Raw genomic sequence first — 24,497 nt, forward strand, 5'->3', positions numbered from 1 at the left:
GACAGGCTGTAAGCCGCCTGAATGGCTTTGCACGGCAGTAGACCCGCGGCCGGCGACAACCTTACCGCCACCGTCGTGAAATATTTCGCGGCGCGCTCACCACAGCCAGGCGGCACCGCGCACCCCGGACGAATCGCCGTGCAGCGGCGGACACAGCCGGGTGACGATACGGTCGGAGAACACATGGGGCGCCCACAGCTGCGGTACCCGCTGGTACAGCCGTCCGATCGAGGACAGACCGCCGCCGAGCACGATCACGTCCGGATCGAGCAGATTGATGACGCCGGCCAGCGCCCTCGCCAGCCGCGCCTCGTAGCGTCGCAGCGTCGCCTCGCAGGCGGCGTCGCCATCCGCGGCGCGGGCGACGATGCGCTCCGGCGCCGCCGTCTCGCCGCTCGTCCGCAGGTGGTCGGCGGCCAGCGCCGGGCCGGACAGCCAGGTTTCGACGCAGCCGTGGCGGCCGCAGTAGCAGGCCGGTGCATGGCCGCCGGTGTCGTCGCCCGGCGGCAGCGGGTTGTGCCCCCACTCGCCGGCAACGCCATTGGCGCCCTGCAGCACGCGACCGTGGACCACGACGCCGCCACCGACGCCGGTACCGAGGATGACGCCGAACACGACGTCGGCACCACGGCCGGCACCATCGACCGCCTCGGACAGCGCAAAGCAGTTGGCGTCGTTGGCCAGCCGCACGGTGCGACCGAGCGCCGCTTCGACGTCCTGCTTGAGCGGCTGGCCGTTGAGACAGGTCGAGTTGGCATTGCGCATGCGACCGTCGACCGGCGACTGCGAACCCGGTGTGCCAATGCCGACGCTGGCGCGCACGCCCAGTTCGCGCTCGGCCTGCGTCACCATGCCGGCGATCAGCGCCACCGTCGCCGCGTAGTCGCCGGCCGGTGTCGGCGCGCGTCGACGCAGGCGCACGGACCCGTCGTCGTCGATGGCGATCAGTTCGGTCTTGGTACCGCCCAGATCGACGCCTATGCGCATGGCGCCGCCACCGCTTTCCGCGCGACAATCGCTTTCGGTTTCAACAGGATTCCCGCTCTCATGATCATCACCTTCAAATCACGTGCAACCGCCGACACCATCATGTTCGGCGACAACGCCAGACAGCTGCTGTCGCTGATGGGCAAGCCCTTCGACACCAAGGGCATTATCACGCTGGAGCAGCTGCCGGCCGCCATCGATGCGCTGAAGCAGGCCGCCGCCGCGAGCCGGGACGCCGAGCGCGCCCAGCCACAGGACGACGACGGCGCCGAGGATAAGCCGCCGGCCATGCTGATGCCGGTGTCGCTGGCACAGCGCGCGGCACCGCTGATCGAGCAGCTCGAACGTGCGCTGAAGGCGAAACAGCCGGTGATCTGGGAAAGCTGAGGACGCTCAAGGCGCGGCGGCGCCGGTCGTTGATGTGTGCGACACCGACTGTTTACCCGACGACACCGTCCGCGCACCATGCCGACCACCACCGCACCTCCGATACTCGACGACGCACGACTGGCCGAATTGCAGGACATGCTCGGACCGGTCATCGATGAAGTGCTGCGTGCCTGGTTGCAGGACACGCCGCGCACGCTGCAGACCGTGTACCGCGCTCTTCACGACGGCGAGCTCGGCGCCGCCATCTGCGCGGCGCATGCGCTGAAGGGCAGTTGCAGCAATGTGGGTGCGGCCAGCCTGTCGGCGAGCGCTCAGGCGCTGGAATGCGCGCTGCGAGAAGGTGGCGCCGATTGCAGCGCAGCAACGATCGCACTGGCGCGGCTCGACGGCGAGTACGACAATGCGGCCCGTCTCATTACCGCCCGCTTCCGCCTATGACCGAAATGCTGTCGGCCGCATCGCTCGACGAGGATGTCGCCCCCGTTCCGCCCGCCATGCCGATGGACTCCGAGTGCTGCGAATCCGGTTGCGAGCGCTGCGTATGGACCGTCTATCAGGAAGAGAAGCTGGAGTACGAACGCCGCTACGCTGCCTGGCTGCAGCGGCATCCGGAAGAGCGCCCGCACCTGTAACCGGCGCGGGCGCACAGTGGATCAGCCCTGCGGCGACCCGATGGTGGTCTTGTTGATGAATACCGCCCGGTCGATCGGCACCACCCAGACCAGACCGTCGCCGGTCTGGCCGGTGCAGGCGACGCTGATGATGCGGCGCACGATGTCGTCGACCTTTTCGTCGGGCGCGACGATTTCGATGCGCACCTTGGCGGAGTAGTCCGTCAGCTCCTCCTTGATGTTGTGCGGCGTGTGCTCGCTCGGCGCACCGAAGCCCTCGACCTTGCTCACCGTCATGCCCGGGAAGCCCGGCATTTCACGCAATACGGTGCGCAGTTTCGGCAGCTTGTTCGGCCGGATGATGGCGCGAATTTCCTTCATGTCGTATCTCCGTCTTCGATGTTCGCTCAAGCTTCAAACGGCTTGTCGTCGAACCAGGTGTACAGCGCCGGTACCACCACCAGCGTGAGCAGCGTGCAGGTGATCAGACCGCCGATCACCACGATGGCCAGCGGACGCTGGACTTCGGAGCCGGGACCGGTGGCAAACAGGAAGGGCACCAGGCCGAGCAGCGCAACGGTGGCCGTCATCATGACCGGCCGGAAGCGCATCTTGGCGCCCTGCACCACCGCCTGCATCAGCTCCATGCCTTCGTTGCGCAGACCGCGGATGTAGGACACCAGCACCACACCGTTCAGCGTCGCAATGCCCCACAGCGCGATGAAGCCCACCGATGCCGGCACCGACAGGTATTCGCCACTGATGAACAGGCCGATCACGCCACCGATCGAGGCGAAAGGCAGCACGGTGATGATGAGGGTGGCGAAGCGCAGCGACCCGAACAGCAGGAAGAGCAGGAAGAAGATCGCCGCCACGGTGATCGGCACGATGACCGACAGGTGGCCGAGCGCGCGCTCCATGTTCTGGAACTGGCCGCCCCACTCGAAGTAGTAGGCCTCCGGCAACTGCACCTGGGCCTTCACCTTCTGCTGCAGTTCGGCGACGAAACCACCGAGGTCGCGGTTCGCCACGTTGATGCCGATGACGATGCGGCGCTTGCCGGTTTCGCGCGAAATCTGCGCCGGGCCGTCGCGCACGTCGATGGTGGCCAGGCTGGACAGCGGGATCTGCGCACCGTCAGGCGTCGGCACCAGCATGTTGCGGATCGCCTCGATGTTGTCGCGGAAGCGCTCCGGCAGACGCACCACCGCGGCAAATCGCCGCTCGCCCTCGAACACGTCGGTCACGTGACGGCCACCGATGGCCGCTTCGATCAGGTCGTTCACGTCGCCCACGTTGAGGCCGTAGCGGGCGATGGTCGGCCGGTCGATCTCGACCGTCAGGTACTGCTGACCGGTCACCCGTTCGATCTTGATCTCGCTCGCGCCCTGCACGCCGCGTGCAACGCGGGCGATCTCGTCGGCCTTGGATTTCAGCAGATCGAGGTCGTCGCCGAAGATCTTCACCGCCACGTCGGCACGCACACCGGTCACCATCTCGTCGACGCGGTCGGAAATCGGCTGCGCCATGATGATGTTCACGCCAGGCAGCGCCTTCAGCTTCTCGCGGATCTGCTCCTGGATGGTTTCCTGCGTCCAGCCTTCCGGCCACTCGTCACGCGGCTTCAGCGACACGATGGGCGTGGATTCGTTCTGCGACTGCGGATCGGCCGGCGACTCGCCGCGGCCGACGCCGGACACCGCCGACTTGACGCCCGGCACCTCCATCACCAGACGCATCGCCTCGCGCTCCATGCGCAGCGATTCCTGCAGCGAAATGTTGGGCACACGGTCCATCGCCGGCACCACCGACCCTTCCTTCATTTCCGGAATGAAGGCGGTGCCAAGGAAAGGCAGCAGCAGGATGGCGCCGATGAAGGCCGCCACCGCCAGCGATACCGTCTTCTTGCTGTTGGCGACCGCCCACTCGAGCATCGGCACATAAGGCTTCTTCATCGTGCGGATCAGCCAGGTGTCGTGCTCGGCACCACCCTTGAGCAGATAGCTCGACAGCACCGGCGTCAGCGTCAGCGACAGCACCAGCGACACGAACAGCGCGATGGCGATGGTGTAGGCCAGCGGCGCGAACATCTTGCCTTCCATGCCCTGCAGCGTCATCAGCGGCAGGAACACCAGAATGATGATGCCGATGCCGAAAATGACCGGTGTCGCCACCTCCATCACCGCGGAAAGAATGACGCGGATGCGGCTTTCGCCTTCCTCCTTCGCGTGACCGAGGCGTTCGAAGGCGTTCTCGACCACCACCACCGAGCCGTCCACCATCAGACCGATGGCGATGGCCAGACCGCCCAGCGACATCAGGTTGGCGGACAGGCCCAGCTGGTTCATCGCCATGAAGGTGACCAGCGGCGTCACCACCAGCGTGGCGATCACGATGACCGACGAACGCAGGTCGCCGAGGAAGAGGTAGAGCACGATGACGACGAAGATGACGCCTTCGATCAGCACCTTGATCACGGTGGCGAGCGCCGCATCGACCAGTTCCGAGCGGTCGTAGTAGGCCTCGATCTTCAGGCCGCCGGGCAGCATGTTGTTGTCGTTGATGTCGGCCACCTTCTTCTTGATGTCCGACACCACGGCCTTGGCGTTGCCGCCGGCCATCATCATGACGACGCCGCCGACCGCTTCGGTCGTGCCGTTCTTGACCACCGCACCGACGCGCACCGCGTGGCCGAAGGCGACCTCGGCCACGTCGCGGATATAGACCGGCGTGCCATCCACCTCCTTGACGACGATGAGGCGGATGTCGTCCAGGTCCTTCACCAGACCGACGCCGCGGATCAGGTACTGCTCCGCGTTCTGAGGCAGCACGCCGCCACCGGCATTGGCGTTGTTGCGCGCCAGCGCCTCGTACACGTCCTTGACCGTGATCTGGTAGTGGCGCAGGCGATCAGGATTCACCAGCACTTTGTACTGCTTCTGGTAGCCGCCCTGCGAGTTGATCTCTGCCACGCCACGCGTCGAGCGCAGCAGCGGGCGCACCACCCAGTCCTGGATGGTGCGGCGCTCGGTCAGTTCGGCCTGCGTCAGTTCGCGGTCGCCGTCGTCCGGGCGCACCAGCGTGTACTGATAGACCTCGCCCAGACCGGTGGACACCGGACCGAGCACCGGCACCACGCCGGCAGGCATGCGGTCACGCACTTCGAGCAGCCGTTCCATCACCAGCTGACGCGCGAAATAGACGTCGGTCTTGTCGGTGAACACCAGCGTGATCAGCGACAGGCCCGGCTTGTTCAGCGAGCGCATTTCGGTCAGGCCGGGCAGACCGGTCATGCCGATCTCGATCGGCACGGTGATGAAGCGCTCGACCTCCTCCGGCGAACGGCCGGTGGCGTCGGTGGCGATCTGCACCTGAACGTTGGTCACGTCGGGGAAGGCATCCACCGACAGCTTGCGCGCCGCGTCGAGGCCAAAGGCCAGCAGACACAGCGCGACGACGACGATGACGAGGCGCTGTTTGAGCGCCCCGCGCACGAGGGATTCAATCATGGCGTCTCCAGTTCATCCGTTCAGCGTTGGCGCGAAGTCGTGCGGTTCTCATTCGAGTTCCTTGCGCTTGCGCTCGTTGTTCAGATGAAAGGCGCCCTCGGTCACCACCTTCGTGCCTTCGGCCACGCCACCCAGCACCGGCCGCATGGTGCCGATGGCCGGGCCGAGCGCGACTTCGGTCAGCTTGAACTGCTGCGGACCGACCTCGACGAACAGGTAGTCCTTGTTGTTCTCGCGCACGATGGCGGTGTCAGGCACGACCAGACGCGCGGTCGGGCGCCCCTGGATCAGCACCGTCGCCAGCATCGCCGGCTTCAGCGAACGGTCGCTGTTGTCCAGCTCGCTGCGTACCATGATGGTCCGCGTCATCGGGTTGACGGTGTCGGCGATGAAGATGAGCTTGGCGGTCAGCTGCTGGCCGAGCGCCGGGATTTCGACCTGGATGGTCTGGCCCGGCTGCACCGCGGCGGCCTGCTGTTCCGGCACTTCCGCCTCGACCCAGACGCGCGACAGGTCGGCCACCGTGAACATGACCTCGCTCGGCTGCACCACCTGACCCTGGGCGACCAGGCGTTCGACCACGGTGCCGGCCATCGTCGCCACCACCGGCGACACCGAATTGATGGCCCCGGTCGACGTCAGCTTCTCCAGCGACTTCGACGACACGCCGAGCACGCGCAGCTGGTCGGCGGCGGCGCGCATTTCGGCACGCGAAATCGACAGTTCGCTCTCGCGGCGCTGCAGTTCGGCGCTGCCGATCACGTCGGCCGCGAACAGCTGCTGCGCGCGCTCGACATTGCGTTCGTTCAGCTGCGCCTGCGCACGCGCCTTCATGTAGGCAAGCTGGGCGGCGCCCAGCTCGGTGCTGTTGAGCACCGCCAGCGTGTCGCCCACCTTCACCTGCTGGCCCAGCATCGCGGTCAGTTCGGTCACGCGGCCGGTCACCGTGGCGCCGATGCGGGTCACCCGCTGTTCGTCGAAATCGACCTGGCCGGCCACGCGCAGCGTGTCCGACAGTTCCATACGGCTGACCGTGCCGAGCTTGATGATGTTGCCGAGGTTGTCACCGGCCTGGACCAGATTGGGGTCGACCGGCGCCGCAGCGGCCGTCGGTGCCGCGGTATCGGACTCTTCGGAGCAGGCACCGAGCAGAAGGGAGACGCCGAGCAGTCCGGCGCACAGCAGGGGGCGTTGGATAAGTTTCATAGCGGATCGGAATGTGGATGAATTCGTTGTGCGTGAGCCGGCTCAGCGCAGGGCGCCAAGGCGTTCGATTTCGGCGACGGCATTGATCAGTTCGTAGCGGGCGCTGATCAGCTCGTTGCGGACGGCGCGGAAGGTGCGCTGCGCATCCAGCACTTCGAGGATGCCGCGCTCGCCGAACTTGTACGCCGCCTCGGCCACCTTCAGAGCGGCTTCGGCCTGGCGCACGATGCCGCTCTCCAGTGCCGACACCTGGGTGCGCGACAGGTCGTACTGCCGGTAGGCGGCGTCGAGCTGCTGCTGCAGTTCGAACATGCGCCCTTCGAGCGCCATGCGATTGCGTTCGCCGATCGCGCTGGCCTGCGCGATCTGGCCCTGGCGACGGTCGAACAGCGGAATGCTGACGGCGACGCCGATGCGGTTGGCTTCGTACTCCGGGTCCTGGTCGCGGCCGAGCTTGAACGACAGTTCCGGCATGCGGCGCAGCTTTTCCAGTTCGATCTGTTCCTTCGCGCGCTCGATCTCGGCGCGCAGGCGGGCGATCTCCGGATTGCGCGTCAGCATGTCCTCGCGCAGCTTTTCCAGCGGCGGCAGCTCGACGTCGTTCACCAGATCGCCCTGCAGTTCGTAGTCGATCGGCAGCACGCCGCCGACCAGTCCGCGCAGTCGCGCCTTGGACTGCGCAATGCGCAGCTCGGCCGCGTCGGCGTTCTTCTGCGCGCTCAGCAGCTCGGTATCGGCGCGGATCAGTTCGTAGCGCGGTGCTTCCCCGGTATTGACCCGCACCTCGACACGGTTGCGGATGGCCTTGGCCAGTTCGAGGTCCTCGCGTGCGGCGCCCAGCTCGCGCTCATGGCGGATGACGGCGTAGAAGCTCTGCTTCAGGCGGGTCAGCAGATCCACCTCGTAAGCCTGGGCGCCGGACATGGCGGACGTGATGCCCGCTTCTGCCACGCGCAGACGGGCGTCGCGCTGCGACGGGTAGTCGAAGCGCTGCGACAGCGTGATCGAGCCGAGCGAACCCGGCGCCAGATTGGGACCACGCGAATTGCGGTCGCCGCCCATCACCTCGAGTTCCGGATTCGGATAGGCGCGGGCGGTCAAGGTGTCGGCGCGGCTGACATCGACGTCGGCGCGCGCGGCGCCGAGCGATGCGTTGGACTGCAGGGCCAGCGTCTGCAGCTGGCCCAGTGTGTAGCGCTCGGCGGCCCCTGCCGCGTGCGCACACAGGCCGAGGGCGGCCAGAAGGGCGATGGCTTTTGTTTTCATGAGTCTGATGCCCTGACGGGAACGATGAAACAGGCGAACACGCCTGCGCGCACAGCATGCCGCGCAGGTCGTGAAGAAACGGATATGGACGGCGCCCGCGATGGCGGGCAGCCGCGCGTCAGCCCAGCCTGGGCGGGCGCAATGGAACCCGGTCGGGCTCGGGGTCCTGCAGGACGAGGGCGGAGGCGATCTGTTCGGGACGTGCCTGGCTGCGCGCGCGCTGCGGCACTTCGGCGACGAAAGGGTCCGGCGGATCGCCGGCCAGATCGAGACGGTGCATCAGCGCACCGTAGACGTCGGTCGGTGTTGCGTCGGGAAATTCGAAGGACGCACAGCTCACGCACTGTTCCGGTGCATCGGCGAGCGCACGCTGCCCGGCCCACAGGGCAGACAGCGCAAACAGCAGTAAACCGATCAACAGGAAGGCTCTGGCGGAACTCATGAGGCGTTCGGACGCGCGGCACGGAATTTAAGTTCCCTTTCATGAAACCACTGTTTCAGCTCGCGGTGCAACACGAAACATCACGAAGCAGCTTCCATGCCGGTGGCCGGCCCTGCTTTGGTAGACTGCGCACGCTGTTCTGACCACCGGTAACTTTCATGCTCAAGCTGTTGCGCTGCACCGCGCTTCTCGTGTCCGCCGCACTTCCGTTCGCCGCTTCCGCCGACCTGATCCCGCCACCCCAGCCCGACGCCAAGGCCTGGCTGCTGATCGACCACGAATCCGGCGCCGTTCTGGCGCAGTCGCGCCCGGACGACAAGGTCGAACCGGCGTCGCTGACCAAGCTGATGACCGCCTACCTGACCTTCAAGTCGCTGAAGAACGGTCAGTTGAAGCCCAACCAGGCGGTGCCGGTCAGCGTCGCCGCGTGGAAGACCGGCGGCTCCAAGATGTTCATCGCGCCGGACAAGCCGGTCACCGTCGACGAACTGATCCGCGGCATGATCATCCAGTCCGGCAATGACGCCTGCGTTGCGCTCGCAGAAGCGATTGCCGGTTCGGAAGCCGCCTTCGCGCAGATGATGAATGCCGAGGCGAAGCGTCTGGGCATGTCGGGCACACAGTTCCGCAACTCGACCGGCCTGACCGAGGACGGTCATTACACGACGGCACGCGACCTGGCCATTCTGGCGCGCGCGCTGATCCACGATTTCCCCGAGTACTACCCGCTGTACTCGACGCTGGACTACACCTACAACGGTATCAAGCAGGGCAACCGCAATCGCCTGCTGACGATGGACCGCAGCGTGGACGGCATGAAGACCGGCCACACCGATGCAGCCGGCTGGTGCCTGGTGTCGTCGGCCAAGCGCGAAGACCGCCGCGTCGTGTCGGTGCTGCTCGGCGCGCCGAACGAGAAGGGCCGTATCGAATCGTCGGCCACGCTGTTGAACTACGGCTTCAACGCCTGGGAAAACGCACGCCTCGCGAGCGCCGAGGAAGTGCTGGCCACGCCTGCTGTCTACAAGGGCGCTGCCGCCAGCGTGCAGGTCGGTGCGGCCGACGACGCGGTCGTGACGGTACCGCGCGGTCAGGCCGGCAAAGTGACACGGGAGATCGTCATCACCACGCCGGTGATCGCGCCGATCGCCGTCGGCCAGCAGCTCGGTACGCTGAAGGTGGCGATCGACGGCAAGCCGGCCGGCGAGTATCCGCTGGTGGCCAAGGTGGCGATCGACGAAGGCGGCTTCTTCCGCCGCATCTGGGACACGATCCGGCTCTGGCTGGGTCTCTGAGGAAAAGGCCCCCACGGGGGCTGCGTCACCCACGGTCGGCTTTGCACAGCCGACCGGTTACGCGGGCAGCGAGCGATGCTCGCCGAAATCCCCGCTCCACCCCTTGGGGCGGCCCGGCGGGCGGCGCGTGCCGCACTTGAAAACTGAAATGATGTACGCCAAGGACGAATCGCATGGCCGACGATCCACGTAAGGACACCCTGCTCGAGTTTCCGTGCGACTTCCCGCTCAAGATCATGGGCGAGCGCCACGACGACTTCGCCCAGGTGGTGGTCGAGGTGGTGCTGCGCCACGCGCCCGACTTCGATCCGGCGACGCTGGGCATGCGCCCTTCGTCCGGTGGCCGCTACATCGGCCTGACCGCGACGATCCGGGCGACCTCGAAGGATCAGCTCGACGCGCTGTACAGCGAACTGAGCGGCCATCCGATGGTGAAAGTCGTCCTGTGAGCCCCTTCGTCCGGCCAGCCGGAGAAGAGGCTCACCGTCGGCCGTGCAGCGGCCGGAAGGACGGCCGGTGACCGCCCTCGTCCGCACACTCGGCCGGGCCGACTACACGCCGGTGTGGCAGGACATGCAGGCCTTCACCGCGGCGCGCGGTGCCGACACGCCGGACGAGTTCTGGCAGGTCGAGCACCCACCGGTATTCACGCTGGGCCTGGCCGGCAAGCGCGAACACCTGCTGCGCGACGTCGGCGTGCCGGTGGTCGACAGCGACCGCGGCGGCCAGGTGACCTATCACGGCCCCGGCCAAGTCGTCATCTACACGCTGATCGACCTCAAGCGCGCCGGCCTCGGCGTGCGCGAAGTGGTGAACCGCATCGAACAGGCGGTGATCGACCTGCTGGCGACGCACGGCGTCGGCGCGCAGCGACGCCCCGGCGCACCCGGCGTCTATGTCGGCGCGGGCGACGACGAAGCGAAGATTTCCGCACTGGGCCTGCGCATACGCAACGGCCGCACCTACCACGGCGTTTCGCTGAACGTGGACATGGACCTGACACCGTTTACCGCGATCAACCCCTGCGGTTACAGTGGGCTGCGCGTCACACAGACGCGCGATCTGGGCATCGCGCTCCCACCGGAGGCGATCTGCCTGCAACTGACCGGCGCTTTACAGCGCGCCCTCTATGAATAGGTAAACAGCAGCCATGAGCGACACCGCCTACGACCCGACCGAAAAACAGAAGGGTTCGCTGAAGACCGCCCGCATCCCGATCAAGGTGGTGCAGGCCGAAACCCTGCGCAAGCCGGACTGGATACGCGTGCGCGCCGCTCGCCACGACAGCCGCTTCGGCGAGATCAAGCAGATCCTGCGCGACAGCGGCCTGCACACGGTGTGCGAGGAGGCGAGCTGTCCGAACATCGGCGAGTGCTTCGGCGGCGGCACCGCCACCTTCATGATCATGGGCGACAAGTGCACCCGTCGCTGCCCCTTCTGCGACGTCGGCCACGGCCGGCCCGACCCGCTGGACGCCGGCGAGCCGGAAAAGCTGGCGAAAACCATCGCCGCGCTGAAGCTGAACTACGTGGTCATCACCAGCGTGGACCGCGACGACCTGCGCGACGGCGGCGCCCAGCACTTCGTCGACTGCATACGCGCGGTGCGCGAGCACTCGCCGCGCACGCAGATCGAGGTGCTGGTGCCGGATTTCCGCGGCCGCCTCGACATTGCGCTGTCGATACTCGACGCGGCGCCGCCGGACGTGATGAACCACAACCTGGAAACCGTGCCGCGGCTGTACAGGATGGCGCGCCCGGGTTCCGACTACGCGCATTCGCTCGACCTGCTGCGTCAGTTCCGCGCCCGCCACCCGGAGGTGCCGACCAAGAGCGGCCTGATGCTGGGGCTGGGCGAAACCGACGACGAAATCCTCGAAGTGATGCGCGACATGCGCGCGCACGACGTGCAGATGCTGACGCTGGGCCAGTACCTGCAACCTTCGGGCGGTCACCTGCCGGTGCTGCGCTACGTGCATCCGGACACCTTTGCGATGTTCGAACGCGAAGCGACGGCGATGGGCTTCAGCCACGCCGCCTGCGGCCCGCTGGTGCGCTCCAGCTACCACGCCGACCGCCAGGCGCACGCCGCCGGCGTCGCCTGACTTCCGCCCGGACCGCGTCGGCACGACCGTCGTTGCCGGCGCCGCTGCGCCTCAGTCGTCGCGCAGTTCCGGGTGGGCCGACACGAAGGCGCGCAGGATGGTCAGCGCCTCGGGAAACTCGAAGGCCTCGATCAGGCGGGTCAGCGGATGCACTGCCGCCTCGCCGAACTGCGCCACCAGCGCCGGCTTGAGTTCGCGCCAGATGGCGCCGGATTTCATGTCGTCGTGTTCGAGCAGCAGACAGAGCTGGCTGACCAGACTGCGCACGCGCGCGGTCGGCAGGCTGGCGGCATCCGCCTCGGCGCGCGGCAGGGCGCGGATCTCGTCGCACACAGCGCCTATCTGCACCGCGCAGGCCGCGATGTCGTCGGCGATGGTCTGCACCGCGGCGCCGGCATGCAGCGCCTGTTCGAGCGCGAGCGCACGGTCGCGCAATGCGTGCGCGCCGATGGTCGCCGCCACGCCCTTCAGCGTGTGCGCGACCCGTTCGGCGAGCAGTCTGTCGCCGTCCTTGATCGCCTGTCGCAGACGATCGACGTCGCCACTGTGGTTCGCCAGGAACATGTCCAGCACCTGGCGGTAGCCTGCGGCATCGCCACCGAGCGCGCGCACGCCGACCTCGCGATCGATGACGGCCGGCACCGTCGGCGTCAGCGGCGATGCGTCGGCATGTTCGCCCTCCGGAATCCACTGCGCCAGCGCGGCGAACATGCGCTCCGGATCGACCGGCTTGACCAGGTGACCGTTCATGCCGACCTCTTCGCAGCGGCGCCTGTCCTCCTCGAAGGCGTTGGCGGTCATCGCGAGGATGGGCAGCATGCGTCCGGCGTCGGTCGCGCGGATGCGGCGCGTCGCCTCGACGCCGTCCATCACCGGCATCTGCATGTCCATCAGCACGATGTCGTAATGCGAGCGGGCTACCTTGTCGACCGCCTCCGCGCCGTCGGCGGCGACATCGACCATCAGTCCGGCACCTTCGAGCAGTTCGCGCGCCACCTCCTGATTGATCGCATTGTCCTCGACCAGCAGCACGTGGGCGCCGACGCGCACGCGGCGCTGACGGGTGATCGAATCCGGCCGCAGCGCCGCGTCGCCGCGCTGCAGGCGCACGGTGAACCAGAAGGTGCTGCCTTCGCCCGGCACACTGCTCACGCCGACGTCGCCGCCCATCAGCCGTGCCAGGCGACGGCTGATCACCAGACCGAGTCCGGTGCCGCCGTACTTGCGCGTCGTCGCCGCCTCGGCCTGTTCGAAGGCCTCGAACAGCTGGGCCTGCTTCTGCGGCGCGATGCCGATGCCGGTGTCCTCGACCTCGAAACGCAGCATGACCGAGGTCGGCTGCTCGGCCAGCACCTGCACACGCAAGGTGATGCTGCCGCGCTCGGTGAACTTCACCGCATTGCTCAGGTAATTGATCAGTATCTGACCGACGCGCATCGGATCGCCGAGCAGCGACAGGCCGGTCAGCCGCGGATCGACTTCCTCCTTCAGCAGCAGCCGCCTGGAAGCGATGCGGTCCGCCATCATGCTGCGCACGCGGTCCAGCGTCGCCAGCACGCTGAACGGCACTTCCTCCAGTTGCAGGCGGTCGGCCTCGATCTTCGACAGGTCGAGCACGTCGTTGATGAGCCCGAGCAGGTGCTTGGCGGAAGCGGTGATCTTTTCCAGCTTGTCCAGCTGAGACGGCGCGCTCAGTTCGCGCCGCAGCAGGTGGGTGAAGCCGATGATGGCGTTCATCGGCGTGCGGATTTCGTGGCTCATGTTGGCGAGGAAGGTCGTCTTCGAGCGGCTCGCCGCCTCGGCGTCGATGCGGGCGCGTTCCAGTTCGGCGGTGCGGCTGCGCACCAGCTCCTCCAGATGGTGGCGGTGCGCATCGAGTTCGGCCTCGGCCGCCCGCTTGGCCGTGATGTCGCGGGTGATGCCCTGCAGGAAGGTGATCTGCCCGTGGGCGTCGGTGCGCAGCGTGGTCACCACCTCGGTCATCACGACACGCCCGTCGCGGCAGGGCTGCGCGATTTCCATCGTCTGCGTGCGCATCGATTCGTCGCCCGCCTTGAAAGCCGCCAGCCGCGCGGCGAAGGCCTCGCTGACGCGGCGGTAGCTGTCCGGCGTCATGGTGTCCTGCATGCTCTGTCCGAGCACCTCGTCGACCGTGTAGCCGCGCAGCCGCTCGATCGCCTGGCTGATGTAGACGAAGCGCTCGGCGCGCAGGTCGTACAGCCAGATCACGTCGCTCGAGTTCTCCGACAGCAGGCGGTGCCGCTCCTCGCTCTCGCGCAGACGCCGCTCCGCCTCGCGGCGGTCGGTCACGTCGCGCAGCACGACGTGCAGCAGCGCGCGCCCATCGTGCTCGATCGCGGTGGCCAGCACCTCGGTCGCCAGTGTTTCGCCGTCGGCGCGCTGCATCAGCCACTCGAACTGGTGCGATCCCCCTTCCCCCAGCCGACCCATGATCTGCTCGAAGGCCGGTGCCGAGGCGACACCATCCGCCTGCACCGCGGGCGCGACATCGACCGGCGAGCGCCCGATCAGCTGCGCAGCGTCCTGCATGCGCAGCAGATCGAGGGCGGCGCGATTGACGTCGATGAAGCGCCCGTCCTCCATCAGCGCCACCGCCTCGCGCGTGTCCTCGAACAGCTTGCGGAAACGCGCCTCGCTCTCGCGCAAACGCTCTTCCGACTGCCGGCGCTCGGTGATGTCGATGTGGGTGCCGCTGATCACCAGCGGGCGCCCGTCCGGCGTGCGCTGCGTCACCCGCCCGCGGTCGGCGATCCACACCCAGTGGCCGGCGCGATGGCGCATCCGGACGTCGCACTCGTAATAGTCGGTTTCGCCGGCCAGATGCCGTTCCAGTGCTTCGTTGGCCTGTCGCAGGTCGTCCGGATGGACGAAGCGCGCCCAGGTGTCTACGGTGAAGGGCTGCAGATCGGACAGCGCATAGCCGAACATGCCGGCCCAGCGCTCGTTGAACACCGCTTCGCCAGTCTGCAGATTCCATTCCCAGGTGCCGGCGTGGGTGCCGTCGATGATGTCCTGCAGCCGCTGCCGCTCGCGGTCGAGCTGGGCCGGCACCTTGGAGCGTTCGGTCACATCCCACCAGATGTCCGACACGTAGACCCGTCCCTGCACATTCACCGGCTGTACGCTGACCCGCACATCCGTAACCGAGCCGTCGCGGCGCCGGCGGCGCGTGTCGAACTGCGCCCCGCCGCGCGCAACCACGTCGCGCATCTTCGCGCGCACCGCATCGGGGTCAAGGTCGGCATTGATGTCGGCCAGCGTCAGCGCCGCGAACTCCTCCCGCGTATAGCCCAGGCCGTTGCATGCAGCGTCGTTGAACTCGACGAAGGCCAGCGTTTCGGCATCGATCAGCGTGATCGAATCGGAAGCCTGAGCGACGATGGCGCGGTAGATGTCCTCACGCTGCGCCGCGCGCGCTTCGTCCTCGCGCCGGGCGATGACGCTGGCGATGCGGTCGGCCAGCGCCTCCAGCAGCATGCGCTCTTCGAGCAGGAAGGGTCCCTCGTCACGCACCGGCATTTCGGTCCGGTAAGCGACGCATATCCGTCCGCGCACTTCGCCACGCAGCAGCAACCGCGCATGGATGGACTGCACCGCGCGATCGAAGCCGGACGTGGCGACCGTCTCACCGTCGAGCTCGATAGCGGCCTCCGCCTCGCCCACATGCATGAAGCCGCCAGGCAACAGACCCGCCACCTCGCGCAGCATGTCGGGCAGCGGCCGGCGCAGGTCCTCGGTGGCGCGGAACACCGCATAGAGGCATCGCTGTTCCTTCACCCGCTCGGCCAGCGCCTGCTCGATCTCGCGCATCGAGGTGACCTCGCGCGCCAGGCCGAGCACGCCGACCAGCTGCCCGGCGCTGTCGGTGACCGCCGTCTTCGTGGTCTGGTAGAGGCCCTGCTGACCACCGACGCGGAAGGTAAGCCATTCCTCGTTGATCAGCGGCCGCCCCGCATCGATCGCCGCACGGTCGTGCGCGCGGAAGAAGTCGGCCAGTTCGCGCTCGACGAAGTCGTAATCGGTGTGTCCGATCAGCTGCGCTTCGGGCACGCCGAGCAGCTGCTCGAAACGCGGATTGCAGAAGCGAAAGGTGCCGTCGGCATCCTTCAGCCACACCGGATCGGGAATCGCGTTCAGCAGCATGCGCAGACGGCTGCGCTCCTGCTCCAGTTCCACCGCGTGGCGATCGGCCAGTTCGCGCGCGCGACGCAGGCGTCGGTCGTGCCGCCGCTGCGCCAGCAGCAGCGCGCACACCAGCGCCAGACTGATGCCGAGTACCGGCAGCAGCACGCGGTGATCGCGCCACAGTTCGTGCAACGTATCGACGGACACCTGCTGCGCCAGCGCCGGCGCGGCGAAAAAGCACAGACAGAGGGCGGCGGCGGCCGACCGCATCAGGCGAGCGGCGGCAAGGCTCGATATGGACTTCATCATCGGCGCGACTCAGGCGGTTGCGTTCAGGGTCTGCTCGGCCAGGTCGGCGTAGCGCGCGGAAATGGCTGCGAACTCGTCGAGATGTGCAAGGTAGGCGTCGACGACGTCCGGATCGAAATGCTGGCCACGCCCCTCGGTGATGATGGCGGTCGCCCGATCGAGCGGAAAGGCCGGCTTGTAGGCGCGCTTGCTGATCAGCGCGTCGAACACGTCGGCCAGCGCCATCAGGCGCGCCGGCAGCGGAATGGCCTCGCCGGCCAGCCCTTCCGGGTAGCCGCTGCCGTCCCACTTCTCGTGGTGGTAATGCGCGATGTCCATCGCGATGTAGAGGAAATCCAGCGCCTCGCGCTCCTCCTGGTCGCAGATGGCGCGCCAGATTGCGTCCGATCCCTGACGGGCGTGGGTCTTCATGATTTCCCACTCGTCGGGCGTGTGCTTGCCCGGCTTGTGCAGGATGTGATCGGGAATCGCCACCTTGCCGATGTCGTGCAGCGGCGCCGCCTTCGTATAGGTTTCGACCAGCGCCGGCGTCAGTTCGCCGGCGTAGCGCGGCGTCGTCGCCAGCGCCCGGGCCAGCACATTCACATAGGCCTGGGTGCGCAGGATGTGATTGCCGGTCTCGTCGTCGCGCGCCTCGGCGATGCTGGCGAGCGCGCGCATGCTCACGTCCTGTACCACCTGGTTCTGCCGCATGCGGCGGGCGATCTCGGCTTCCAGCCAGGCGTTCTGGTCGCGCATGCGATCGCGCGCCTCTTTCAGTTCGAGTTGCCCGCGCACGCGTGCCAGCACGATGGCCGGGCGCACCGGCTTGGTGATGTAGTCGACCGCGCCGAGTTCGAGGCCGTGCGCCTCGTCCTCGGTGCTGTCGAGCGCAGTGACGAAAATGACCGGCAGTTCGCGCGTGCGCGGATCTGCGCGCAGACGGCTGATCACCTCGTAGCCGTCCATCTCCGGCATCATCACGTCGAGCAGCACCAGATCCGGCCACGGATCGGTGGTCGCGGCGGCCAGCGCACGCGCGCCTGAACTGGCGACACGGACGCGGTAGTGAGGCATCAGGATTTCGCCGAGCACGGTCAGATTTTCCGGCGTGTCATCGACCAGAAGCAGGGTCTTCTGCGGGGTGGTCGCCGCGCCCTGGTGTGGGTTCACTGGGTGTCTCCCGTGTTGTGTCCGGGGCGCAGGCACCGGTCGGACGCCCGCGCCAGTTCTGTCGATGATCTTACTCCGCCCCTATGCGGCCGACAGCAAAACAGTGTGCCGACGCGGCTTTGCGGCGCATGAGACGACGAGGGAAAGACGATGAAGGCAGTACTGACCGGCCACACGCACGGACTGGGCGAGGCGCTTGCCGCCACGCTGCGCGCACGCGGCATTCCGGTGCTCGGGCTCGCACGCGGCCGGTCGCCGCAGCCCGACGACGACGGCTTCACTCAGGTCGCGCTCGACCTCGCCGACGCGGCGGTGCTGGCGCGCTGGCTGGCGGGCGACGCGCTGTCACGCTTCGTTGCCGCTGCCGACCGCGTGCTGCTGATCAACAACGCCGGCACGCTGGGCCCGGTGGCGCCTGCGGGGCGCCAAGGCGCGACGGCCATCGCGCAGGCGGTGGCACTCAATGTCGCCGCCCCGCTGGCGCTGACCGATGCACTGGTCGCCACCGCTGCGCACGCGAGCGAACGGCGCATCGTGCACATTTCGAGTGGCGCCGCGCACACGCCCTACGCCGGCTGGTCCATCTACTGCGCCACCAAGGCCGCGCTCGACCAGCACGCCCGCGCCGCGGCGCTCGACGCCCCGGCCGGCACGCGCATCGTCAGCCTGGCGCCGGGCGTCATCGACACTGCGATGCAGGCGCAGATCCGCGCTACCCCTTTGGCGGATTTCCCGAACCGCGCCCGCTTCGAAGCATTGCAGCGCGACGGCGCACTGCTGTCGCCGGCCGACTGTGCGCGCCGCCTGGTCGACTACCTGCTGTCCGAGCGCTTCGGCGCCGAGCCGGTGGCCGATCTGCGCACCGCTCTGCCTTGATCGCGCGTCGCCATCACCCGTCCATGCGCACCGCGCGCACGGCGTCGATGGCGAGCGCACGGCGGGCACCGATCAGCGCGGCAACGGTGGCCGCCGCCAGCATGGCCAGCACGATGCCGGCGAGCAGACCCCAGGGCACCACCCAGTCCATGCTCCAGTGGAAGGACTGCCGGTTCACCACTTCGATCAGCAGCGCACTCATCGCGAAGCCGGCAAGCAGACCGAGCAGCAGGCCGGGCACGGTCGACAGCACGCCTTCGGCGGCAAGCTGCGCGGCGATCTGCCGGCGCGTGAAGCCAACGTGGCGCAGCAGGCCGAATTCGCGCACGCGCGCCGCGGCCGACGCGGCGAAGGCGGCGGCGATGCCGGCCAGACCGATCAGCGCCGAAGCCGCCTCCAGCGCGTAGGTGGCGGCGAAGGTGCGGTCGAACACGCCGAGCGACAGCCGGCGGATGTCCTCGCTCGACGTCAGCTCCAGCGCGTCACCGGCGCCAGTGGCCTCGCGCAGTGCCGCGGCGACCGCCGTCGGGTCGGCGCCGTCGGCCAGCCAGAGGCCGAAGTCGTCGGCCAGCCGGTCGCCGGTCAGCGCGCGGTAGCGTTCGAGGTCGATCACCAGCGCGCCGTGCTGGCGTGCGTAGTCGCGCCACAGACCGGCCACCTGCACGCGCAGCGCGCGCCCGGCCAGCGGCAGTTCGACCTCGCTGCCGGCACGCCAGCCGTACAGATCGGCCATCGCCTCCGACGCCCACACGCGCGGCAGGGCGCCCGGTGGTGCCATCGATCCGACGCGCGGCAGCACCCGTCCGGCGTCGTCCGGCAGCGCCCGCGCAATCAGCGCCACCGGCGGCAGGTCGGCGCGCAGCAGCAGCGACTGGTGACGCAGCACGTCGACGCGGGCGACGCCGGGCACCGCTGCCAGCCGGCGCTCGACCTCGTCCGGCCACGGCCGGTCGCGGTCACCACGGATATACAGCTCGGCCGGCAGCACGTCGCCCAGCCAGCGATCGACCGACGCGCGGAAGGACGACACCATGACCGCCATCGCGACGATGAGCGCACTGGCCGCCAGCACACCGGCCGCGCTGCGCGACGCGAAACCCGGTTCGGCGCGCAGCCGCGCCGTGGCCAGCGTCAGCGGCAGGCTGGCGTCGTCGGGCAGCGTCCGCGCCAGCGCCGCCGCGAGCGGTGGCACCGCCAGCACCGCGCTCGCCAGCACGCAGCCGATTGCCAGATAGCCGCCCAGAGGCAGCCCGCCGATCGCCGGCTGTACCGTGGCGACGGCACCGAGCCCGAGCAGCGCCAGCAGGCCGACCGCCCGGCGACGATTACCCAGCAGGCGTAACGGCGGCGTGAATACCCCGCCGCGCAGTGCCTGCGCCGGCGTGATGGCCAGTGCATCGCGCGCCGGCCAGGCGGCGCCGGCCGCTGCCGACGCCACGCCGAGCAGACCGAAGCCGATGCTGGCCGACACATCGAAGCCAAGTTGCGGCGCGGCGCCCGCAATCAGGCCGGCGCCCAGGTCGCTGCCGATCAGGTGCAGCGCCAGCGCCGCCAGCGCGTGACCCAGCGCGATGCCGATGGCGGCACCGGCGGCGCCAAGCAGCGCGCCCTCGCCGACCAGCAGTCGCATCAGCTGAGCACGCGTCAGTCCGGCCGCGCGCAGGAAGGCGATTTCCGCCACGCGGCGGGCAATCGCCGCCGCCTGCGTCGCCGCCACCAGAAAGCTGCCGACCGCCAGCGCGATCAGCGCCAGCAGGCCGAGATTGACGCGATAGGCGCGCGACAGCCGGTCGGCGCGCTCCAGCGCCTGCGCCGGCGTCTGCAGCGTCACGTCGGCCGGCAGTGCAGCGGCGATGCGCGCGAGCGCATCGGCGCGCACCGCGCCCGCGTGCAGGCGCAGCGCGATGCGGTGGATGCGGCCGGCGCTGCCCAGCCGCCACTGCGCGTCACCGATGTCGGTCACCGCCAGCACCGCGCCCTCGCCGGCCGCCGGCAACCAGCCGGCGACGCGGAAGGCGTGACCGCGCAGCGTCAGCGTGTCGTCCGGCTGCAGGCCGAGTGCACGACCGGCCGCATGACTCAGGTAGAGCGTGCCCGGCTGCATCAGGCGGCCGATGCCGTCGGCTGGCGGCAGCAATGTCGGCTGTACGGCGGCGGCGCGGAAGGCGTCGATGCCGATCACGCGCAGCTTCAGCGTGCGGCCGGCGCGCTCAACTTCGATCTCGCGCTCGACCAGCGGGCTGGCCGCCGCCACGTCGGGCAGCGCGGCGAGCCGCGGGTAGAGCATTTCGTCCATGCCACGCGGCGCCACCGCCTCGACATCGGCGCTGCCGGACACGCTGCGCAGGCCGGATTCGAATTCGTCGAGCGCCGCCCGGTGGATGGCCGACACGGCGACGCCGAGCGCCACGCCGAGTGCGATGGCGAGCAGCGCCAGCGTGCTCGCGCCGCGCCGGGCCGAGCGCCACAGCAGCTCAAGCATCGTGCAGGCGGCCGTCGCGCGCCAGCCGCAGCACGCGGTCGGCGCTGGCCGCCATCGCGGTCGAATGCGTCACCAGCAGGCCGCAGGCCTTGCTCGACTTCACCGCGTCGCGCAACAGCACGGCGATACGCTCGGCGTTGTCGGCGTCCAGGTTGCCGGTCGGTTCGTCGGCCAGCAGCAGGCGCGGGCGATGCACCAGCGCGCGGGCGATGGCCACCCGCTGCAGCTCGCCGCCGGACAGCCGGGTCGGGCTGTCGCCAGCGCGCTCGCCCAGACCGACCGCAGCGAGCTGGGCGCGGGCGCGGGCCGCCCGTTCGTGCGCTGGCACGCCGGCCAGCGCCAGCGGCAGCGCGACGTTGTCGGCCAGGCTGAGCCAGGGCAGCACGTGGAAGGACTGGAACACGAAACCGACCTCGACCCGCCGCCACAGCGTGGCCGCGTCGTCGTCGAGCGCAGACACCGCGTGCGCGCCGAAATGGACGCTGCCAGCGTCTGGCCGGTCGAGGCCGGCGACCAGATTGAGCAGCGTCGACTTGCCGGCGCCCGATTCGCCGATCACCGCGACGTATTCGCCCGGCGCGACACTCAGGTCGACGGCGTCGAGCAGCAGGCGCGGCGGCGCACCCGGCAGGGTCTTGCGAAGTGAATGAAGGGTGAGCACGGCCGATGGACTGCGCGGCGCGCGCCGGGTTCAGCCGCGCGTGGCGAGGAAGTGGCGGAACTCGCTGGCGTCCATCGGCCGCGCATACAGATAGCCCTGCGCGATCTCGACGCCCTGCTCGCGCAGATAGTCCGCCTGCTGCTCGGTCTCGACGCCCTCGGCCACCATGTGCAGACCCCGCGTGCGGGCGATCTCGGCAATGTGCGGCACCAGCGGCGCGTGCGGCGTTTCGGCGCCTATGGTGCCGACGAAGGCGCGGTCTATCTTCAGCGCGTCGACCGGCAGGTCGTGCAGATAGGACAGGCTGGAGTAGCCGGTGCCGAAGTCGTCCAGCAGCACCTTGTGGCCGGCTTCGCGCAGCCGCGCCAGCACTTCGCCGGCCGAACCGGCCTGGATCAGGTTGCGCTCGGTCAGTTCGAGTTCGATCTGGCTGCGGCGGATACCGTTGCCGTCCAGCGCGTCGGCCAGCAGTTCGGTCAGGTCGCCGCGCTCGAGGTCGTGCGACGCGAGGTTCAGCGACACCGTCAGCTCCGGCCGGCGCTGCAGCAGATCGCCGATCTCGGATATCGCGGTGCGCAGCACGCGGGCGGTGATCTCGTGCTCGAAACCCGAATGCTCGGCCAGGTGAACCAGGTCGTCGGTGCTCATGACCGGCTCGTTCTGGTCGGGCCAGCGCACCAGCAGTTCGGCGCCGACACAGCGGCCATCCGACAGGCGGATCTGCGGATGGTAGGCCACGCGCAGCTCGCCGCGGCGTATCGCCGACAGCAGTGCGGTGGCCGGCGAGAAGTACTGGCGCGCGAAGCGGCGCACCGCCCACATCAGCATCGTGCTCACCAGCACGCCGAGCAGCGTCATCATGACCAGCGGCTCGGTCCATGCGGCCATCAGCTGGGCGCGCGACTGCGCGCCGACGGCGACGATGGGCAGCTGCGCCGACTGCGCGACGGCATACAGACGGTCACCCTGGATGCGCTCGCGACCGGTCACCGCGGTGTCGATCATGCTCGGCAGCAGCGGCTGGTCGAGGTGGGCGAGCGGCAGCCAGTCGGTGGTGCTGAGCACCGCCAGCTGGGTGTCGCCGACCGCGCGCGCCTGGAAGTGGCTGGCGTGGATCAGCGCGATGTGGCTGCCGCGACCGATGGCTACCGACGGCCGCGCGTCGTCCAGCGTGTGGGTGACGCGGAACCAGATCTGCCGCCCCTTGCCGTCCGACCAGTCGGCCGCCGGCAGCACGCGATGCGCGTCGCTGCCCATGCTGCTGCAGGCGATCTGGCCGTTCTCGACATAGGCGATCTCGCGCACGAAGGGCGTGCAGTAGGCGATCTGCCGCAGCCGCTCGACATGGGCCGGCGAGCAGGCCGGCTGCGGAAAACTCTGCAGGCCGCCCAGTTCGGACTGCGCGTCGTCGAACACCTGTTCGGCGCGCGCCAGCGCCTGCTGCGCCAGCGCATCGAGATGCTGGGTTTCCACCCGCAGCGTGTACGCCCAGGAGAAATAGAGCGCAGCCGCCACCGGCAGCAGCCCGGCAAGCAGGGCGGCCACGGTCAACAGCGTGGTCAATGCGCGACGTCGCATCGGAGGCGTTCTTCGATTATGGCGGCCGCTTGGGCGACCTTGTTCTTGATGTGCACAGAGCCGGAAGTTTAAGCGCTTGCGACCCCGTCGCAGCGCGCCCACGGCGGAATCTTCGTGCTTTTTTGTGAATGCCCGGCGTCAGCGCAGGCTGAGCATCAGTTCGATGCGCGCCTGCACCGGCGTCAACGCGCCGGCCGACGGCAGTGCCGGCGCGGTCGTTTCGACGATGCAGCCACGGCCGATGCGGGTCGCGCGCAGCACCGCGACACCCGCCGCCTGCGCGCGCAGCAGCGCACTTTCGAGCGCGGCGGACAGCGTGCCGTTGCCGGTGCAGGCGGCGACGATGCCGCGTGCACCGAGCGCCACCAGCGCGTCGACCAGCACGCCGTCGACACCGGCCGCGCTGACGACGATGTCGACGCGCGGCCAGTCCTCGCGCTGCGTGCAGGCCAGGCCGAGCGCCTCGCCCGCGGGCCAGTCGCGCAGCTGCCGCAGATGCCCCTCCTCGATATAGCCGAGCGCACCGGCGTCACCGGAATCGAAGGCGTCGATGCGGAAGGGGTGCACCTTGCGCACATCGCAACCGGCGTGCACCGCACCGGCGATGCAGGCGAGCACGCCACGCGCGCCGGCCAGCGCGGCGACCCGCACCGCGTCGAGCAGGTTCTGCGGGCCGTCCGGTGCCAGCGCGTTGGCCGGGCGCATCGCCGCGGTCAGCACCACCGGCTTGGCCGGTGCCAGCACGCGATGCAGGAAGTAGGCGGTCTCCTCCAGCGTGTCGGTGCCGTGCGTGATGACGATGCCCGCCACCTCGTCGCGTGCGAGGTGATGCGCGGTGCGTGCGGCCAGCGCCCGCCAGATGGCGAAGGACATGTCCTTGCTGTCGACCTGCGCCACCTGTTCCGCTTCCAGCGCGAAGCCGGCCAGCGCCGGAATCGCCGCCAGCAGGTCGCCGACGGCGATCTGCGCGGCGGTATAGCCGACGTTGTCGCCGGCCTGCCGGGCCTGACCGGCGATGGTGCCGCCGGTGCCGAGGATGACGATGCGTTTCATCGTGTCGGTTCGCGAGTGAAGTTGCCGCATTCTCGCGGAGCGCTCGCGGCACGCGCAAGCGCGCGCGTGGTCGAAGCCGGCGATGCGGCTTCACAGGTCGCCGCCGCTTCGGACACAATGCAGGCCGCCGGGCACCCGCGGCGGCTTGCCCGCCGTCGGCGCTGCGCCACCTCTCACTGGATCTCATTCATGCGCGTACTGTTCTTCTTCGCCGCCCTCGGCTTCGCCATCGTCGGCATGTCCGGGGTGACGCTGAGCCTGCTCAACCTGATCGACGAAAGCCAGACCGGCGGCTGGCCGCTATGGCAGTCGCTGATCATGACCGCGGTCGGCGTCGCCGGCTTCCTGTTCTGCCTGATCAAGGTGATACGCGGCGTGCGCGAGGAAACAGCGCCCGCGCCGCCGAAGCAGGTCGACTGATCCGGCGCCC

21 protein-coding genes are annotated in these 24,497 nt (G+C 68.8%); 9 read left to right on the forward strand and 12 right to left on the reverse strand.

Annotation, left to right across the window (positions count from 1 at the left end; all coding sequences use genetic code 11):
- Positions 1-96: 96 nt before the first annotated feature.
- A complete protein-coding gene (locus tag METRZ18153_RS0118975) occupies positions 97-987 on the reverse strand; it encodes an ROK family protein (RefSeq protein ID WP_020166225.1) in 891 nt (296 codons plus the stop codon).
- Between the two features lie 60 nt (positions 988-1,047).
- On the opposite strand from METRZ18153_RS0118975, the gene METRZ18153_RS0118980 reads away from it, so the two are divergent.
- From METRZ18153_RS0118980 to METRZ18153_RS0118990, 3 genes are all read left to right on the forward strand, one after another.
- Positions 1,048-1,374 carry a DUF1840 domain-containing protein gene (locus METRZ18153_RS0118980; RefSeq protein ID WP_020166226.1) on the forward strand — a complete coding sequence of 109 codons (327 nt, stop codon included), beginning with the start codon at positions 1,048-1,050 and terminating at the stop codon, positions 1,372-1,374.
- Between the two features lie 78 nt (positions 1,375-1,452).
- Positions 1,453-1,815, forward strand: a complete 363-nt coding sequence (locus METRZ18153_RS0118985) for an Hpt domain-containing protein (protein WP_020166227.1) — start codon at positions 1,453-1,455, stop codon at positions 1,813-1,815.
- Positions 1,812-2,009 (forward strand): oxidoreductase-like domain-containing protein, encoded by a 198-nt coding sequence (locus METRZ18153_RS0118990; RefSeq protein WP_020166228.1) that lies wholly within the window; start codon positions 1,812-1,814, stop codon positions 2,007-2,009. Before METRZ18153_RS0118985 ends, METRZ18153_RS0118990 begins: the two co-directional genes overlap by 4 nt.
- Before the next feature lie 21 nt (positions 2,010-2,030).
- Here METRZ18153_RS0118990 and METRZ18153_RS0118995 read toward each other — a convergent pair whose 3' ends face one another.
- From METRZ18153_RS0118995 to METRZ18153_RS0119015, 5 genes are all read right to left on the reverse strand, one after another.
- Complete coding sequence (locus tag METRZ18153_RS0118995) at positions 2,031-2,369, reverse strand: P-II family nitrogen regulator (protein WP_020166229.1); 339 nt, start codon at positions 2,367-2,369, stop codon at positions 2,031-2,033.
- Between the two features lie 26 nt (positions 2,370-2,395).
- A complete protein-coding gene (locus METRZ18153_RS0119000; RefSeq protein ID WP_020166230.1) occupies positions 2,396-5,497 on the reverse strand; it encodes an efflux RND transporter permease subunit in 3,102 nt (1,033 codons plus the stop codon).
- A 48-nt stretch (positions 5,498-5,545) separates the two neighbouring features.
- A complete protein-coding gene (locus METRZ18153_RS0119005) occupies positions 5,546-6,703 on the reverse strand; it encodes an efflux RND transporter periplasmic adaptor subunit (RefSeq protein WP_020166231.1) in 1,158 nt (385 codons plus the stop codon).
- A 42-nt stretch (positions 6,704-6,745) separates the two neighbouring features.
- Positions 6,746-7,969 carry a TolC family protein gene (locus METRZ18153_RS0119010; protein WP_020166232.1) on the reverse strand — a complete coding sequence of 408 codons (1,224 nt, stop codon included), beginning with the start codon at positions 7,967-7,969 and terminating at the stop codon, positions 6,746-6,748.
- A 118-nt stretch (positions 7,970-8,087) separates the two neighbouring features.
- Positions 8,088-8,411: a hypothetical protein gene (locus tag METRZ18153_RS0119015; protein ID WP_029143882.1), complete on the reverse strand. Its 324-nt coding sequence runs from the start codon at positions 8,409-8,411 to the stop codon at positions 8,088-8,090.
- A gap of 158 nt (positions 8,412-8,569) precedes the next feature.
- Between METRZ18153_RS0119015 and METRZ18153_RS0119020 the strand changes: the two genes are divergently transcribed.
- The 4 genes from METRZ18153_RS0119020 (at position 8,570) to lipA (ending at position 11,810) form a co-directional block, all read left to right on the forward strand.
- Positions 8,570-9,706, forward strand: a complete 1,137-nt coding sequence (locus tag METRZ18153_RS0119020; RefSeq protein ID WP_020166234.1) for a D-alanyl-D-alanine carboxypeptidase family protein — start codon at positions 8,570-8,572, stop codon at positions 9,704-9,706.
- A gap of 173 nt (positions 9,707-9,879) precedes the next feature.
- Entirely contained in the window at positions 9,880-10,155 is a 276-nt protein-coding gene (locus METRZ18153_RS0119025; protein WP_020166235.1) for a YbeD family protein, read from the forward strand.
- A 67-nt stretch (positions 10,156-10,222) separates the two neighbouring features.
- Positions 10,223-10,843 (forward strand): lipoyl(octanoyl) transferase LipB, encoded by a 621-nt coding sequence (gene lipB, locus METRZ18153_RS0119030; RefSeq protein ID WP_020166236.1) that lies wholly within the window; start codon positions 10,223-10,225, stop codon positions 10,841-10,843.
- A 13-nt stretch (positions 10,844-10,856) separates the two neighbouring features.
- A complete protein-coding gene (gene lipA, locus METRZ18153_RS0119035; protein WP_020166237.1) occupies positions 10,857-11,810 on the forward strand; it encodes a lipoyl synthase in 954 nt (317 codons plus the stop codon).
- Positions 11,811-11,861: 51 nt separating this feature from the next.
- Here the strand turns inward: lipA and METRZ18153_RS0119040 are convergent, their stop codons facing one another.
- On the reverse strand, positions 11,862-16,265 hold the full coding sequence (locus tag METRZ18153_RS0119040; protein ID WP_020166238.1) for a PAS domain S-box protein: 4,404 nt from the start codon (positions 16,263-16,265) through the stop codon (positions 11,862-11,864).
- A 9-nt stretch (positions 16,266-16,274) separates the two neighbouring features.
- On the reverse strand, positions 16,275-17,417 hold the full coding sequence (locus tag METRZ18153_RS0119045) for a response regulator (protein ID WP_020166239.1): 1,143 nt from the start codon (positions 17,415-17,417) through the stop codon (positions 16,275-16,277).
- Positions 17,418-17,567: 150 nt separating this feature from the next.
- Here METRZ18153_RS0119045 and METRZ18153_RS0119050 point away from each other — a divergent pair, with 150 nt between their 5' ends.
- Positions 17,568-18,293, forward strand: a complete 726-nt coding sequence (locus tag METRZ18153_RS0119050) for an SDR family oxidoreductase (protein ID WP_020166240.1) — start codon at positions 17,568-17,570, stop codon at positions 18,291-18,293.
- Between the two features lie 13 nt (positions 18,294-18,306).
- On the opposite strand, the gene METRZ18153_RS0119055 is transcribed toward METRZ18153_RS0119050, so the two are convergent.
- The 4 genes from METRZ18153_RS0119055 to METRZ18153_RS0119070 form a co-directional block, all read right to left on the reverse strand.
- Positions 18,307-20,775 (reverse strand): ABC transporter permease, encoded by a 2,469-nt coding sequence (locus tag METRZ18153_RS0119055; RefSeq protein ID WP_020166241.1) that lies wholly within the window; start codon positions 20,773-20,775, stop codon positions 18,307-18,309.
- Complete coding sequence (locus METRZ18153_RS0119060) at positions 20,768-21,436, reverse strand: ABC transporter ATP-binding protein (RefSeq protein ID WP_020166242.1); 669 nt, start codon at positions 21,434-21,436, stop codon at positions 20,768-20,770. The genes METRZ18153_RS0119055 and METRZ18153_RS0119060 overlap by 8 nt, the downstream gene beginning before the upstream one ends.
- 30 nt (positions 21,437-21,466) lie before the next feature.
- Positions 21,467-22,999, reverse strand: a complete 1,533-nt coding sequence (locus tag METRZ18153_RS0119065) for an EAL domain-containing protein (protein WP_020166243.1) — start codon at positions 22,997-22,999, stop codon at positions 21,467-21,469.
- A gap of 153 nt (positions 23,000-23,152) precedes the next feature.
- Complete coding sequence (locus METRZ18153_RS0119070; protein ID WP_020166244.1) at positions 23,153-24,067, reverse strand: asparaginase; 915 nt, start codon at positions 24,065-24,067, stop codon at positions 23,153-23,155.
- Positions 24,068-24,256: 189 nt separating this feature from the next.
- Between METRZ18153_RS0119070 and METRZ18153_RS0119075 the strand changes: the two genes are divergently transcribed.
- Positions 24,257-24,487, forward strand: a complete 231-nt coding sequence (locus tag METRZ18153_RS0119075) for a hypothetical protein (RefSeq protein WP_020166245.1) — start codon at positions 24,257-24,259, stop codon at positions 24,485-24,487.
- Positions 24,488-24,497: the final 10 nt, after the last annotated feature.

Source organism: Methyloversatilis discipulorum, assembly GCF_000385375.1.
GTDB classification, from domain to species: domain Bacteria; phylum Pseudomonadota; class Gammaproteobacteria; order Burkholderiales; family Rhodocyclaceae; genus Methyloversatilis; species Methyloversatilis discipulorum_A.

Coding starts and splice junctions, on each gene's coding strand:
- METRZ18153_RS0118975 (WP_020166225.1), bottom strand. CDS start 987: ATGCGCATAGGCGTCGATCTGGGCGGTACCAAGACCGAACTGATCGCC.
- METRZ18153_RS0118980 (WP_020166226.1), top strand. CDS start 1,048: ATGATCATCACCTTCAAATCACGTGCAACCGCCGACACCATCATGTTC.
- METRZ18153_RS0118985 (WP_020166227.1), top strand. CDS start 1,453: ATGCCGACCACCACCGCACCTCCGATACTCGACGACGCACGACTGGCC.
- METRZ18153_RS0118990 (WP_020166228.1), top strand. CDS start 1,812: ATGACCGAAATGCTGTCGGCCGCATCGCTCGACGAGGATGTCGCCCCC.
- METRZ18153_RS0118995 (WP_020166229.1), bottom strand. CDS start 2,369: ATGAAGGAAATTCGCGCCATCATCCGGCCGAACAAGCTGCCGAAACTG.
- METRZ18153_RS0119000 (WP_020166230.1), bottom strand. CDS start 5,497: ATGATTGAATCCCTCGTGCGCGGGGCGCTCAAACAGCGCCTCGTCATC.
- METRZ18153_RS0119005 (WP_020166231.1), bottom strand. CDS start 6,703: ATGAAACTTATCCAACGCCCCCTGCTGTGCGCCGGACTGCTCGGCGTC.
- METRZ18153_RS0119010 (WP_020166232.1), bottom strand. CDS start 7,969: ATGAAAACAAAAGCCATCGCCCTTCTGGCCGCCCTCGGCCTGTGTGCG.
- METRZ18153_RS0119015 (WP_029143882.1), bottom strand. CDS start 8,411: ATGAGTTCCGCCAGAGCCTTCCTGTTGATCGGTTTACTGCTGTTTGCG.
- METRZ18153_RS0119020 (WP_020166234.1), top strand. CDS start 8,570: ATGCTCAAGCTGTTGCGCTGCACCGCGCTTCTCGTGTCCGCCGCACTT.
- METRZ18153_RS0119025 (WP_020166235.1), top strand. CDS start 9,880: ATGGCCGACGATCCACGTAAGGACACCCTGCTCGAGTTTCCGTGCGAC.
- lipA (WP_020166237.1), top strand. CDS start 10,857: ATGAGCGACACCGCCTACGACCCGACCGAAAAACAGAAGGGTTCGCTG.
- METRZ18153_RS0119040 (WP_020166238.1), bottom strand. CDS start 16,265: ATGATGAAGTCCATATCGAGCCTTGCCGCCGCTCGCCTGATGCGGTCG.
- METRZ18153_RS0119050 (WP_020166240.1), top strand. CDS start 17,568: ATGAAGGCAGTACTGACCGGCCACACGCACGGACTGGGCGAGGCGCTT.
- METRZ18153_RS0119055 (WP_020166241.1), bottom strand. CDS start 20,775: ATGCTTGAGCTGCTGTGGCGCTCGGCCCGGCGCGGCGCGAGCACGCTG.
- METRZ18153_RS0119070 (WP_020166244.1), bottom strand. CDS start 24,067: ATGAAACGCATCGTCATCCTCGGCACCGGCGGCACCATCGCCGGTCAG.
- METRZ18153_RS0119075 (WP_020166245.1), top strand. CDS start 24,257: ATGCGCGTACTGTTCTTCTTCGCCGCCCTCGGCTTCGCCATCGTCGGC.